Below are 14,295 nucleotides of genomic sequence, written 5' to 3'. Positions count from 1 at the left end.
GAGGGATATATATGATAGATTATAGAATAATTTCAAGAGAAAACTATTCAAATAAGATTGGAGAGCTTGTAACAATGCTTGAACATACAAGAGATGTTACATTGAGCGAAATCTCCAATTTAAACCAAAGTGATTTAGATTTCTTACCAAACGGTAGTTCAAACACTATTGGTTCTCTCTTATCACATATTGCAGCGATGGAGTTTGTTCATCAAGTTATCTCGTTTGAAAAAAGAGATTTAACTGAAAGTGAATATCTAAAGTGGCGAATTTCTTTAGAACTTGGAGACAAAGCAAGGGAAGGAATAAAAAAGCAATCTTTAGATTATTATTTGAATGAATTATCACAAGTTAGAGAAAATACACTAACATATCTGAAATCAAAACAAGATAGCTGGTTATTCGAGGAAAACAAGTGGGATAATGGTGTGCCTTATAATAATTACTACTTGTGGTTTCACGTTATGGAAGACGAAATTAATCATCGTGGACAAATAAGAACAATTAAGCGATTGATGGGAATGAATAAATAAATCTTATTCAACCAAAGGGTGCTTTACTTGAGAAAGTCACTAGAAGAGTCAAATGATAACTATGAACTGCCCCCAATTGCTAGGTTTTGTTTAACAATTGGGGGCAGTTCATTTATAGCGCATAGGTAATCAGCTTTTTGTTAATCATGAGGTAGATATTTTTAACTAAAAAACCAATAATGGAAATATATCACAGCTTATGACCCGTTTTTACACGTATCTCGGCTGAACCCCATAATACACTGTATCCCGCTCTTCGGCGCTTCGAAAATATGGGTGCTATAACGAAAAAAATACATAAACAAGTCGGAAAGCCAAACCGAAATATGTACGACATAACTGAAACAGGAGAAGGAATTTTTTATGAAATGTTAAGAGAGTTTTCCGAAAAGATTGCGACAAATAACGCTGAATTCCTTGTGCGTATCGCGCTATTTGAGAAACTTGATTACGAAGCTAGAAAAGAAATTTTAACAATACGCCAAGACGTACTACATAAACAGCTTACTGCTATTCAATCTTTACATGTTAGCTCATCTTTTATTACAGAAGTCATTGAATTTAGTAAATCACGTATTGAACATGAATTGCTCTGGATTACATCACTTATGAAGAAAATATGAAAAAATAAAAAGAAAAGTTAAAAACAATGAATGAAAATGAGATTTATTATCAATACTATAATTAATAAAAGGGCAACCACGATTTGGCTACCCTTCAAAATTTTATATTTCTGGATCGAAAGTTTTGCAATCTGTTTCTTCAGTTGTAGATGCATGTTTCCCTTTATTACTTACTACATAAATTGCATCTGCACTACATTTATTGCCGTTAGCCCAAAATTTACAGTTGTTTACTTCACATAAAACGTCTTGTGCCATAGTATCACACCTCCTTGTTCTATTATCATTAACAAAATTCGGAGGTATGATACTCTTTGTCATGCATTTTTTATTCCCTTTTTAACTTTCTTAATGGTTCAATATCTCCTTGTACAATAGCATCTATATTCTCGGTTATTTTTTCAATATCAAAATGCCACCATTGAATTTGCAATAATTCTTCTATTATTGTATTTGTGAATCGTTCCTTTATTTTATTTGCAGGGTTTCCGCCCACAATTGTATATGGTGCGATATCTCTAGTCACAACAGATTTAGCTGCAATGATTGCACCATCCCCTATTTTTATTCCGGGCATAATCGTTGTATCCATACCAATCCAAACGTCATTTCCTATAACTGTATCACCTTTGTAAGGTAAATCAGACAAATTAGGTGTATACTTCTCCCACCCATTTCCAAATATATTAAATGGATATGCCGAAAATCCATCCATTCGATGATTCGCTCCGTTCATAATAAAGGTAACTCCATTTGCAATACAACAAAACTTTCCAATGGTAAGTCGATCTCCAAGAAATTCATAATGATGTAATACTCGATCTTCAAATGTTTCTCCATCTTTCGCATCATAATAAGAATAGTCACCAACAAGTATATTAGATTTCGTTATTGTATTTTTTATAAAATGGACGTTTTGATTTCCCTCAATGGGGTATTTAACATTTGGATTAGGATTCATGTTGTACAGCACTTCCTTTACTATTCATTTCACTTTCTACCGCTACTACTGGCTTTAAATTGTATATAGGTAAAATAAATAATAATCCAATTATAAATAGTAAAGCTGTGCCTTCATACATCGTACCTAATGAGAACACTTCTTTTAATGAACCAGCTACACTCATTGTTACTACCATTGAACCGGTGAATAGTGGACTTAAAATGCCATTTACACGACCAATAAAATCAGTATCGCTATTTTGAATAATGAGCATATTAATACCTATTTGGATACACGGAAGAGCTAACCCACTAAAAAGTTGTGCTGTAAGTGTTACCCATAAATTTTCCGAATAACCTATAATACCAATGCCAATCGCCTGGCCGAGCATCCCTACAATTAACATCTTTTGCGGTGCAATATTTTTCGCAAATACCATCGCTAAAGCTCCGCCAACAATCATTCCTGCACCATTTACTGTTAGTAACCATTGTAAACTCTCTTTTGATAGCCCTAACTGCTCAGTTACAATAAATATACCTAGTGGCTGAATTAACCCAATACCAAGTCCTGCTGCCATAAAACAAAGCCCTAGCAAAGTTAATGCTTTTTTCTTTTTTACGTATTTAATACCGTCTAGCATTTCCTGTAATAGAGTGATTTCTTTCTTCTCATTTTCATTCTCAAGATCTTTCGGAAGTAATAACAACACAGCTGCTGCAAGTAAAAAAGCGATACCTGTTATGATGATTGAAATATAAATTCCAAAACTATGAAAAATAAATGTTCCAAGAATCGGTCCTAACACCATAAAAATTGCAAATATTGTTTGATATATAGACATCGCTAATTGAATTTGTTCCGTTGATAAATGCTGTTTAAACAACTTCATACCAGATGGTTGAGAAAACTGCGAAAGGATTGCAGAAATAAGCGTGACAAAAAACACGATTTTCCACGTTCCAAACATAAGAGTAATTAATACAGCGAATACGGAAATAGAACTTAACGTCTCACACCATATCATGGTCTTCTTTGGCTTCCACCTATCAGCAAAAGTTCCACCAATGAATGAGAAAATAAAAATGGGAGCAAATTCAGCAACCGAAATCATTGAAATAGCAAAAGCATCACCTTTTGTCATTTCCATTACATACAGTAATACCGCAAAGTTTCGAACCCATATTCCAATTTGTAAAAATAATGCTGATGCAAGAATTCCTTGTACAAACCGGTTTTTTAATACTTGTGATACCCCATTGTTTTGTTTCGTTACTACATTTGTCGACATAAAAAAGCCTCCTATTTCATGTTCTGAACAGGAGGCAGCACAAATCATATAAAAAGACTATATATTCGCAGAGCGAAATACATCCCTTTTCTATAAATGTACAGACTAATCCTATTCAGAAGAATATTTCGTTTTTTAACGAAGATCTCTTACAAATAGAATTAGTTGATCATTGGGATGTTTTCACCCTTCCGTTTCGAATTTAAATAACACATACATACTCTATGTAGAACATTTTTGATGTATGCATGTCTCAAAACAAATATTCTAGAAGGTTAACGGTAATTCCTCTAAAGAACGCATTAAATAATTACCTTGCCATTTAATTTCTTCACGATTCCCTTTTATTTGTAGTTCAGGCATGCGTTTTAACAGCGTAGTAATAGCTATCTTTGCTTCTAACCTAGCAAGCGGAGCCCCAAGGCAGAAATGACTTCCATGACCAAATGCAATGTGACGGTTATTCTCTCGTGTAATATCGAATACTTCTGGCTTTTCAAATACTGTTTCATCACGATTTGCTGAAGCTAATGAAATAATAACCATGTCACCTTTTTGGATTGTTTGGTCGTGAATTTGAAAAGGTTCAGCCGCCCATCTTGCAGTTGTAACCTCAACTGGAGAATAATAACGCAATCCTTCTTCAATTGCAGAATCAATTAATTTTGGATTATCTTTTAATAACTGTAATTGATTTGGATTTTCAAGAAGTGCTAATACCGTATTCGTAATTAAATTCACTGTTGTCTCATGTCCTGCTACAATTAATAACATGATCATTGAATATAGCTCTCGGGCACTAAGTTTATGCCCTTCATTTTCTGCAAGTATTAACGCACTAACCAAATCTTCTTTTGGATTTTTTCGTTTTACATCAACTATATATTGAAGATATGTAATAAACTCAGATAGTTGTTTTTCGGTTTCTTTTATTTCTTCAGGTGTTTCTGGCGATGCAATGACAGCATGCGACCAAATTCTAAATTTCGCTTGATCCTCTTTTGGAATTCCAAGCATCTCACTTATTACAATAATCGGTAGTGGGAATGAATAATCATCCACAAGATTTAATGTACCTTTTCGCTCTATCTCACTTATTAAATCATCCGCTACTCTCTGAATTCTTCCGTCTAATTGTGAAATCATCTTTGGTGTAAAAGCTTTTTGAACTAAAGATCGTAAACGACTGTGGTTAGGTGGGTCCGAATTTAACATGTGCGTTGTTAAATGATCACTATTGTTAACGGAAAGATACATGTTCTTTGTATCTTGAGGAAACACATTTGCCTGATCTTTTTTTAAGCGATTATCTTTTAAAAGTGGCAGAGCATCTTCATATCTTGTAATGAGCCATTCTTTACCAATTTCAACTTCATTTACAAATAATATAGGCTGCATTTTTCGCGATTCTTTATAAATTTCATATGCATCTTCTTTAAATTGAGCAGAAGCTAAATTAATGCCGTCCTCTATTCTTAGCCCCACTTTGTTTTTCATTGACATTGTATTCCCTCACTCTCATTTGATTTTGAAAACCAACCCAACATTTGCATTATACTCCAATAAAAACATGAAAATTGTAAATTTTTAATTAAAATCTTACTTCGTGTATTGAAAAATAAAAAAGTGAGAGAGTAAAATCATTCTACTCTCTCACTTTTCTTTATGCAAAGCACATAAAATTACTAATTTGTTGATATCGATAACTTACTTTACGACGGCGACCACCTTGCCAAGTGTAACCTGATACCCCATTTCTTCTTACTTCCGTCGGAAAAAACCATAAGTCTCTTCCGAATGGACCAGGACGATGCAAACGTAAATATCCCCATCTTCCTAGGCAGTTACACATCCATGATTTCATATTACCTGCTTGTGCAGGAGAAGCAAATGTAGACGGTAGCGACGGAGCTTGTGACGGTGGTGGTGACGTTGGAGCATCTTCTGCATCATCTGGTCGGTAATCTTCTAGTTCAACTTCTCTAACTTCGATATCAGGTTCATATCCGTATTGTTGTGGATTATAATACACCGTTTGATCATATGGATAATTTTGTTGGTTATACATATTAATAAATCACCTTCTTTTCATTCATTACCTTTAACATTCATATGTGATATGACACCTATCGGAAGCTTATGTATAGCCCAAATTCAACTAAAAAAAAGCTTGTAGTTTTAAAACTACAAGCTTTTTCATAAACGGAATGTATTTATTATTTTCTCAACTTCACACTATAAAAACGCATTTCTTCTAGTGAACCTTCAAATTCAAATACATCTTGATTAATTAATGCTTTCAAGCGGTATTCTAAAAAAGTATCCCCTACAAGTTGTTCGACATGACCAAGCACTTCCCCAATTACTCTCGGAGCTTTAAGGAAGTCTTTATCAGCACCTATTCTTTTTGCGCATTCAATCATAAATGGATCAAAATAGTCTTCTTCCACTGAATGTACTTCATTGTCTTTCCAAATTCTTAATAACTCTGTGCTATTCGATAAACTATCCCACTCATGTTTAAACTTTTCTCTAGTCTCTTTAGTTAAATACGATAACTCTGCAGAATTTTTTAAGAAAGTAGCTAAACTTTCGGGCGGCAATTCACCAGTTCCACGTATATCATATTCTTGTTTTAATATTTCTCTACTCGCTTCAGAGGTATTAATTATACGAATATTTTTCTTATCTTTTAATTGAGCCATTACAAAACAAAGGCCTACATGTTCATGTGCGTTATTCGCCTTCCAGATGGTAATTGGTGTTTCATTTGGAATAGAATGTAGCTCTTCTAAAGTTTCTATAAAATTCAGTAGATATTCCTCTTCAAAATAACCATCATAAGTAGTTAGATTGTTTAATAACCATTGCTGTCTTGCAAGTTGTCCCTCATTCATATGTAACTTGTTTATCGGTCCAATTGAAAAGAATTCCGAGAATGATACAACACTCTCTTCAAATAGTTCTTCTTGACTTAACATATGTTTTAAACATCCGCCTGTTGATTCATCGAAAGTGATATGAATATGTGTACTTTCTTTTACATTCTTTTTATAAGATGTATTACTCGTTAGTTGCTTAGGTATACTTATCAAGTGTTTAATCTTATCTTCACTATAGTTTTCTTCTAATAAATCTAATTGTATAAGAATGCTTTGCAGTAAATGTTTTGCTTCATCTTCGTACATGTCCTCTACAGCATTTTTGATTTTATCTATCATGTAAATCCCTCTATTCATTACTAAAATAACGTAGATTATAGTGTATCATTTTAGTAATGGTGTTTTAAAGGTTTTTATAGATAAATCTAATTATAACTTCATATTAGTACAGTGATATATTAGCGTTAATTTATGATTATTTCGTCTAGATGTTAACATTTCAGTACACTTTTTCTATTACACACCACTTTCACAGTATTTTTTATTTATTTTTAAAAGGCTTTGTAAATCCGTTTATTTGAATGTATATTTATATAGAAGGTAAAATTAAAGGAGCAAGATCTATGGAGAAAGTACATACTTATTACAAATATTATTTAAAAAATTGGAGATTTATATTCATTTGCATATTACCTGCTGTTTCTTTATTATACACTTTCGATTTTATCTTTGAACTACTGTTCCACCAAGATTTCTACTTGTCTAATTTAATATCTGCCATAATATTATTTTTATTATTTATTAATATTAAAGATAAGTTTCAAGTCAAAGATTAAAGGAATTTATGATAACTTCTGTTTTAATTTTGAATACTTTATTTTTGAAAGTGCTTTGTTTTATCAAAAGGTGATGCGATGTTCATCACCTTTTTTTATTTCTACAAAATGAATTTTTTATTAGGTTTTTTATCAATAGCGTTTATTGACTTTCCCTACAATTTGATTCAAAATAAAATAGTTCAACAATGAACAATATCGAGTTGGATTATTTTAAAATGAAAGGAAGTTATTACTTTGAGTCTACATAAACAAGGTATCAAACAAGCCAGTGAAATTGTCCATTCATTTGTAAAAATAAACAAAGAAATTATAAAATTTACTCATCAAAACGCTTCTACGTTAGGATTAACAGTTCAACAAATGGGCATCTTAAATTCAATTTATGCAACTCCTAATACTACTCTTAAAGATATCTCAGAACGCCTTTCAGTTCCTAAAAGCACAATGAGTGTAAATGTAGATGAGTTAGTTAATTTAGGATTAATTGAGCGAAAACAATCACATGAAGATCGTAGAGAAATACAATTAAAAGTAACAACACAAGGACAAGAAATATCTAAGAAATCCATTGAAAACTCGACTTCTTATAAAGCAATGGGACTAGCACTAGAACAACTATCTGAAGAAGATATCCAAACCTTATTACGTATCCATAATGACTTACTAAATTCTCTACAACATTTTAAATAATTCGTCTCAATCATTTTTCAAAACCAATCTAATTTTTTGTTTTTCATTTATGAAACAGCTAGCTTTTGCTAGCTGTTCTTTTTATGGTTCTCTTGAGATTAAATGACTAGAACAAGCATACCTTGTCATATGTTTTAAAAAAAGATAAGGGACGTGACAACATTGGATAACAATAACAATCAATTCGTTTTTCATACAATAAAAAGTTCGGCAATTAAAAAATTTGTAATTATCGACTTAATTACTGGAACAGGAATTTATTGGACCGTAAATTTCATCTCTTCAAGTGCATTACTTGCAATTATTAGTTGTGTTTTGGGAACAAAAAAAATAAAGAAAATGCAACAGTCTTAAAACTCCAAACAAAAATCTATCTGAACAAAATGAAATTCCTATAACAAATCGTTATGTTTCTGCTTGCAATCTTTACAGTAGTTTTTGAATTGGTGTCTTTCCTTTTTAAATGTGCCCTTATATTTCTTTAGAAACTCATCATCCGACATAACTTTCACGTCAACGGTTTCAAGCATTTTCTTCATCCTATTTAATTTCTCTCATTCCGTTTCCCTTCACTTGTCCACTTCTTCTTTATCTTCCCAAATCGGTATTTTTTTCTTGTCCACCTCTTTTTTCGGTTATATATCAAGGTATCTATCCAACTGGTGTAACTCTTCACCAGTTGGGCACGCTTTATTCATTAGCTGAATGACTGTAATAACAACGTCTATCTTTTTACTCGATGATATATGTAACTACTAGTAGTTACATATATTTCACTGGATAATTGCTTATAAACATGTGAGAGATAAAAAAGCACACAGAGGAATATATAAAACCCCTTAATGATTTATCAATTCTACGATAAATCATTAAGGGGTTAACTAATTTTACTATGCATTATGCCTATTTCTTCGACGTTCCATCCTTGTTTGTCCTTGGATAGCTTCTACTTTATATTGCGGTTCTTGCTCTATCATTTGATTTGATTGAGCCGGTTCATCATAATTACGCTCATAAATTGTTTCTGGTGTTTTTCGTTTAGAAGATTTCCCACCAAACTTTAATAATTTTAACTTAAACTTTGGTAATCTAGGAATACGAATTTTAAATGTTGGCTTGTTGCGTTTCTTTTTCTGTTTAAATAAATTAGTATTTTCTTTATTAGCACCTTTCTCTTTACGGTGCAATAACATCGCAAGTAATCCACCTAATATAAGTCCTCCAACTAAAAGGAGAATATATAAGTAATGGCCTGTCATTAAACTCATCATACGCTCAAGTATAATTAATGACTGTACTTCTTTTATATCCCATAGTAAAGCGGCCCATAATGAGAATAAGCCCAAAGTAAGCCCGTATGTACGAAAACGCAATATACATGGAATTAACGCAATACAAGCGGCGATTTTCGCGTTCGCTATTATTGAATTTGTTGAAATATCCTGATTCCAAATAACTAACAGTAATGTAATAAATGGCGCATACGCTATCCAGCTACATATTCGTGAGTACATCTTTTTAGCAAAGTAACTTCCAAAACTAGTGAAAAATAATAATCCTCCAATAAATAAAGATTGTTCTAGAGGGACTTGCTTCATAACACCTGCAACCGGAAAGAGGCCGCTCAGTATCATTAATAGCACATCTAATTTCTTCACAATTCCCCATTCCTTTCAAATTCTTTTTTCAGTTTCGCAAAATATAAAGTTCATACTATTTGAAAAACCTTTGTGATATTTCTAAAAAACATCTTAATCCTGAAAGTAAATAAAGTAAATATGAAAACGAAAATATACATGACAAATCATATCTATATTTACAATAAAAAATGACAAATCCTGTTTTATTATTACTAACAGGATTTGTATACTATCATTTATATTAATATCAATCCATCTTCTTTTTCCATAATTATTACATCTTCATCTAATTCATCATCGAATTCTTTAAACTCCCTTGAATCAATATCGGTAGTATAATTTTTTATTAATTTAACCATATGCATTATGTACGTATTATGAATATTTTGTTCTGAGAGCAAGGTTGATTTACAGCACATGTAATGTATCATTTTGGCGAGTTCTTCCCTCTCTTCAAATTTTACACCAAACGGGATAATTTCGAGTATACACTGCTGTGCTATCGCATTACAATTTAATTCGTAAGCAGCCGTGCTATAGTAAATTCCCAGTTGATCTACAAATAAACTCGTTTCATCCATAACATATTTTTGATCTCTAACAATATAGTTCGGTACATCTGAGTTAGTATTAATTCTAATTATTTTTATATCCTCTTTAAAATTTGAGATTATTTCAGGTAAAACCTCTATATTAACGCTTTCATTCTGCAATTCTTTTATCCAATGTTTTCTCATATTTGCATCTACAACAAAATAAACTTCTTTGTTTTGTTTATGTGCATCTTGTAAAATTTCAACTAATGTTTCTGATATAAATTGTTTAAAGTGGGCCCCTATATCATTCCTTTTTGATGGTTGTGGTAAAAACACTTTATTATTACCTATATTTAATAAAGTATGATCAATTGTATCCCATTCTTCTTGACCATATAATTTATATACTATTTCTCTCCCATTTATTTTTGAAAAAATAGGTAAGAAATCAAATTTAGACATTTTTTCAACTGATAAATTTACAATTATACCTGGTAATTTTATCTTATTCCAACTACGCTTTAAGAACCCATTTTGCTCTAACAAACTAAGAATAGCGGTAATAATTTCTTTTTTAGATACACTTTGTCCAATAAATAAATTAATAAAAGCTGAAATACGTTGTGTTCGAACGAATCCTTCCCTAATAATTTGCTTTGGATTAATTTTTTCACGGCCATTAAAAGTTTTTAATGCAATTAATGCTAGTTTCATTTCATTTTGCTCTCCTGCTGTAGCATGTACCGCTTTTACAACATCGTCTACAAGTTTCTTTTTATTTTTATGGCTATATTGCATTCTATATGGATTTTGTAATACTTTTTCAATGTTATATCTTACTATTTTTAACAACACCGGATTGTCTGCATTTAATACATAGGAGGAATCTCCATTTTGAGCTAAAACTATTTTGCTATCTAATAACGCTTGTTCTATCTCTATTACTATATCATCTGACCATACTTCTAACGTAATTGAGTCTAATCCCTTTGGGGTAAGTAAAGGTAATAACTCATTCTCATTATTAGTTAATACATTTTCACATTCAGGAATTAATGTAAAATATGGGAAGGTTAGTTGGAATTCATTTAAAAGCTTCTTTTTTTCTCTTACTTTTATACCAAGCTTTATTTTTGTTCCTTGAACTTTATATATGTTTTCGTTATATGGAAGAAGCACTCTTTTATTTGTTCCTCTAATATACTCTTTCGGACATTGGAGAATGTGTTCTAATTTAACTTCTCCCCCTATCCTATACTCATCTTTTAAATTTCTGAAACGCTTAATCCACTTTATTCCTTTTTCAGCTTGTTGCACTTTTAACTTTACAAATCTTTGCTTTTTCTTATTTGATTCAAATTCAGGAGTTGAAATCAGTATTTGGCTTCGCTTTCGTCCTAAAAGTATAGAAATATCTTTATGGTTATATTGCTGATAAAACCGTCTAATCCCTACTGATACTTTTAATAGTGGAATATTCTCACCTCCACGAGTTATGTATTCAAACCGATATACATAAGCGAAATAATCCTGTGTTTCGTCATCTTTAATTGGCTCAGACATCGCCTCAGAAACATGTTGGGATCGCAGTGGTGAAAAATATACTTCTTCATCATTCTTATTTTTCATAAGTAAAGGCTGTTCGCAAAAGATATGTGTAATTAGAGCTGGTACCCATTTAGAAAACGTTTTTTTATCATGTAATACTGGTAAATTACTAATTAAATCATACTGCCATTCTAAATGTGGTGGATCTATTAATTTATTCGGTTTCCAATCATGAATAACCTCATACCAACTTTGGAAAATATAGTCTAACTGCTCTTGGCTCATTGGTTCTTTTGCTACAATCCAAGGTGTATCTTCCTTTAGTATATATGGATTATGCTGAATGAATAATATATCAGAAAACATATCATACAATCTTTCATTTACAAGTTTTAACTTACTCGTTAATAAAAATGTTCTATAATGTATCTCTACAATCTCAAGCCATTCAATAGGAAAGTAAATATACGATACTTTCTCATTATAGAGGGGGTCTACTATATTTTTAAATGTTAATAACTGTAATTTTTCCATATTAGTAATACTTCCTCTCTTAATTAATATTGATCATGAATAATACTAGTAAATTCACCAATATTTTTAAGCATAAACAATTCAAATTTAAACGAAGCATATTTCGGGGAATAATTAAATTAAATTATTATAATAATAAATTACAAAAAACTAAATTAATAAAAAGTTACCATTAACATATAACTACCCCCTTATGTCACTTCTTATATTATAAAATCATTATAAAAGATTATTCGGTTTTATATCTATAATTTACAAAAAATTTACATAAATTAAATATAAGAAAAGGTATCGCCTCTTTATATAGCGATACCCTTTCTATACTCTTTATTTAATAAGACCTTTAACTCTTTCATTCACCGGCCATTTTTCTAATGTATATGCCATTTCCCAAAATGAATATTCATATTGACTACTAAAAATAAAATGTTGTCTCATACGATTACGGTCTGCCTCTGTTACTTTTTCAGCGATCGTATCTAATCGTGTGATTTGCTCTTCTACTAGCGTACGGAACCAATCCGATCCATATGCAGAAATCCATTCTTGATAAATCGGCTCTTCTGGTTGACATTCTTTTAATCGTTCACCGATTTCATAATATAACCAATAACAAGGTAAAATAGCTGCAATAATATCTCCTAAATGCCCTTCATAAGCTGCACGATACATATGAGATGTATATGCATATGCAGTTGGCGCAGGAATAAAATTATCTTTTTCTTCTTTCGTAATCCCTAATTTCTTCGCGAAATTCTCATGCAATGATAACTCAGCTTCATATGTATTTTGTGCATGATGCGCCATGCGTGCTGTCGTTTCTAATTCAAGAGCCTTTGCAGCACCTAACGTTTGTACTCTAGCAAAATGACTTAAATAATATGAATCTTGAAGCACATAATAACGGAAACTAGCTAAATCTAGTGTTCCTTCTCCTAGTTTTTTTACAAATGGATGATTAAAACTTGCTTCCCAAATTGAATCTACTTCTTTACGTAATGATTGTGAAAAAGTCATTTAAATCCCTCCAATAATTTATAAAATATAAATATTTATCCCATTTATTAAAGCTGTAAAATAAAAAAACTTTCTTTACAGGCGTAAAGAAAGTGAAATTGACAGTATTTATTCAATAAATAGCAACGTCTTTCCCACTTCCCTACGCTGGCATTAACCAGATCAGGTACTAAGAGTCTCAAAATTAAATTTGATCTCAGCCTATAAAGGCCCCCCTAGTGGATAAATATTTAGTTGTCGTATTGTAATTATCATAGCATACTTCGTAGAACTATCAAAAGTTTTAATTCTACAAATATCTTAAAAACCTTCTTCTTTCCTTACTTTTAATGAAGTTTCAATTATCATATCTAATAGTTTACTATAATTAATTCCAGCCGCATCTGCACTTTTTGGTAGTAAACTTGATTGTGTCATCCCTGGTAATGTATTAACCTCCATTACATATGGAATTCCATCCTTCACCATCATATCAACCCTTGCATAAACACTACATTTTAATGCTTTATAACAAGCTATTGACGCTTTGTTTACACGTTCTTTAATTTCAGCTGGAAGTTCAATAACTTCTTCAATTGTACTAACATCATCGTATTTTGCATTGTAGTCAAAAAACTCAGCTGCATGTCGAATTGAAATGATAGGTAACTGTTTACCATCAAAAATTGAACATGTAATCTCGTCACCTTTTATATACTTCTCAATTACTACCTCAGAATCCCATTCAAATACTGTTTCCAGCATTGAGATTAATTCATTTTTATCATTGACGATCTTAACTCCCACACTTGAGCCACCAGAGTTAGGTTTTACCACTAACGGAAATCCTATCTTATCTAACTCTTCAAGCTTTAGATCTTCCATTTTTGTGAGTTCAATCCAATCTGGTGTTTCTACTCCTTCATAACGCAAAATCTTTTTCGAAATATTTTTGTCCATACATATACCGCTTGATAACATATTGCTACCGCTATAAGGAATACCTAAACTCTCTAGCGTTCCTTGAACTGTACCATCTTCTCCGTACTTTCCGTGTAATGCTAGCAATGCAAAATCAATGTCTTTCGCTTTTTCAATTAAATCCATTTTTTCATTTAACGTAATTGGAACTATTTCATACTTACTCTTATCTAAATGTGTAATCATTTCATTCCCAGTCATAATTGATACTTGTTTTTCAGAGGAGACTCCTCCCATAATAACGCCAATTCTCATTTTC

At 31.6% G+C, this 14,295-nt stretch carries 15 protein-coding genes and 1 riboswitch; of the genes, 5 read left to right on the top strand and 10 right to left on the bottom strand.

Annotation, left to right across the window (positions count from 1 at the left end; genetic code table 11):
* The first annotated feature begins 11 nt into the window (after positions 1 to 11).
* Positions 12 to 533, top strand: a complete 522-nt coding sequence (locus BAU23_RS11385; RefSeq protein WP_000568385.1) for a DinB family protein — start codon at positions 12 to 14, stop codon at positions 531 to 533.
* Positions 534 to 751: 218 nt separating this feature from the next.
* Complete coding sequence (locus BAU23_RS11380; protein ID WP_050427109.1) at positions 752 to 1,156, top strand: PadR family transcriptional regulator; 405 nt, start codon at positions 752 to 754, stop codon at positions 1,154 to 1,156.
* 102 nt (positions 1,157 to 1,258) lie between these two features.
* Here the strand turns inward: BAU23_RS11380 and BAU23_RS11375 are convergent, their stop codons facing one another.
* The 6 genes from BAU23_RS11375 to BAU23_RS11345 form a co-directional block, all read right to left on the bottom strand.
* Complete coding sequence (locus tag BAU23_RS11375) at positions 1,259 to 1,414, bottom strand: DUF1540 domain-containing protein (protein ID WP_000046092.1); 156 nt, start codon at positions 1,412 to 1,414, stop codon at positions 1,259 to 1,261.
* A gap of 70 nt (positions 1,415 to 1,484) precedes the next feature.
* Positions 1,485 to 2,117, bottom strand: coding sequence for a Vat family streptogramin A O-acetyltransferase (locus BAU23_RS11370; RefSeq protein WP_016129578.1), 633 nt, complete (start codon positions 2,115 to 2,117; stop codon positions 1,485 to 1,487).
* The gene (locus BAU23_RS11365) at positions 2,107 to 3,390 is read right to left on the bottom strand and encodes an MFS transporter (protein ID WP_071734477.1); all 1,284 of its coding nucleotides are present in this window, start codon (positions 3,388 to 3,390) and stop codon (positions 2,107 to 2,109) included. Before BAU23_RS11365 ends, BAU23_RS11370 begins: the two co-directional genes overlap by 11 nt.
* A gap of 267 nt (positions 3,391 to 3,657) precedes the next feature.
* Complete coding sequence (locus BAU23_RS11355) at positions 3,658 to 4,893, bottom strand: cytochrome P450 family protein (protein ID WP_071734476.1); 1,236 nt, start codon at positions 4,891 to 4,893, stop codon at positions 3,658 to 3,660.
* 160 nt (positions 4,894 to 5,053) lie between these two features.
* Complete coding sequence (locus BAU23_RS11350; RefSeq protein ID WP_000282707.1) at positions 5,054 to 5,458, bottom strand: hypothetical protein; 405 nt, start codon at positions 5,456 to 5,458, stop codon at positions 5,054 to 5,056.
* A gap of 148 nt (positions 5,459 to 5,606) precedes the next feature.
* Positions 5,607 to 6,611, bottom strand: coding sequence for a DUF1835 domain-containing protein (locus BAU23_RS11345; RefSeq protein ID WP_071734475.1), 1,005 nt, complete (start codon positions 6,609 to 6,611; stop codon positions 5,607 to 5,609).
* A 284-nt stretch (positions 6,612 to 6,895) separates the two neighbouring features.
* Here BAU23_RS11345 and BAU23_RS11340 point away from each other — a divergent pair, with 284 nt between their 5' ends.
* The 3 genes from BAU23_RS11340 to BAU23_RS11330 all read left to right on the top strand — a co-directional run bounded on the left by BAU23_RS11340 (position 6,896) and on the right by BAU23_RS11330 (position 8,155).
* Entirely contained in the window at positions 6,896 to 7,108 is a 213-nt protein-coding gene (locus BAU23_RS11340) for a hypothetical protein (RefSeq protein WP_000416582.1), read from the top strand.
* A gap of 237 nt (positions 7,109 to 7,345) precedes the next feature.
* Positions 7,346 to 7,801, top strand: a complete 456-nt coding sequence (locus tag BAU23_RS11335) for a MarR family winged helix-turn-helix transcriptional regulator (protein WP_000052127.1) — start codon at positions 7,346 to 7,348, stop codon at positions 7,799 to 7,801.
* A 162-nt stretch (positions 7,802 to 7,963) separates the two neighbouring features.
* Positions 7,964 to 8,155: a hypothetical protein gene (locus BAU23_RS11330; protein ID WP_000369808.1), complete on the top strand. Its 192-nt coding sequence runs from the start codon at positions 7,964 to 7,966 to the stop codon at positions 8,153 to 8,155.
* A gap of 536 nt (positions 8,156 to 8,691) precedes the next feature.
* Here the strand turns inward: BAU23_RS11330 and BAU23_RS11325 are convergent.
* The 4 genes from BAU23_RS11325 to ddlB form a co-directional block, all read right to left on the bottom strand.
* The gene (locus BAU23_RS11325) at positions 8,692 to 9,459 is read right to left on the bottom strand and encodes a DUF3959 family protein (RefSeq protein WP_000732169.1); all 768 of its coding nucleotides are present in this window, start codon (positions 9,457 to 9,459) and stop codon (positions 8,692 to 8,694) included.
* 218 nt (positions 9,460 to 9,677) lie between these two features.
* Entirely contained in the window at positions 9,678 to 12,059 is a 2,382-nt protein-coding gene (locus BAU23_RS11320) for an RNaseH domain-containing protein (RefSeq protein ID WP_071734474.1), read from the bottom strand.
* 327 nt (positions 12,060 to 12,386) lie between these two features.
* The gene (gene tenA / locus BAU23_RS11315) at positions 12,387 to 13,076 is read right to left on the bottom strand and encodes a thiaminase II (protein ID WP_000144511.1); all 690 of its coding nucleotides are present in this window, start codon (positions 13,074 to 13,076) and stop codon (positions 12,387 to 12,389) included.
* Between the two features lie 122 nt (positions 13,077 to 13,198).
* A riboswitch (TPP riboswitch) is annotated at positions 13,199 to 13,303 on the bottom strand.
* A 73-nt stretch (positions 13,304 to 13,376) separates the two neighbouring features.
* On the bottom strand, positions 13,377 to 14,291 hold the full coding sequence (gene ddlB / locus BAU23_RS11310; protein ID WP_002076083.1) for a D-alanine--D-alanine ligase: 915 nt from the start codon (positions 14,289 to 14,291) through the stop codon (positions 13,377 to 13,379).
* Positions 14,292 to 14,295: the final 4 nt, after the last annotated feature.

Origin of the sequence: Bacillus nitratireducens, assembly GCF_001884135.1 — a bacterium.
Classification (GTDB): domain Bacteria; phylum Bacillota; class Bacilli; order Bacillales; family Bacillaceae_G; genus Bacillus_A; species Bacillus_A nitratireducens.
This window is presented reverse-complemented; position numbering and strand designations above follow the sequence as displayed.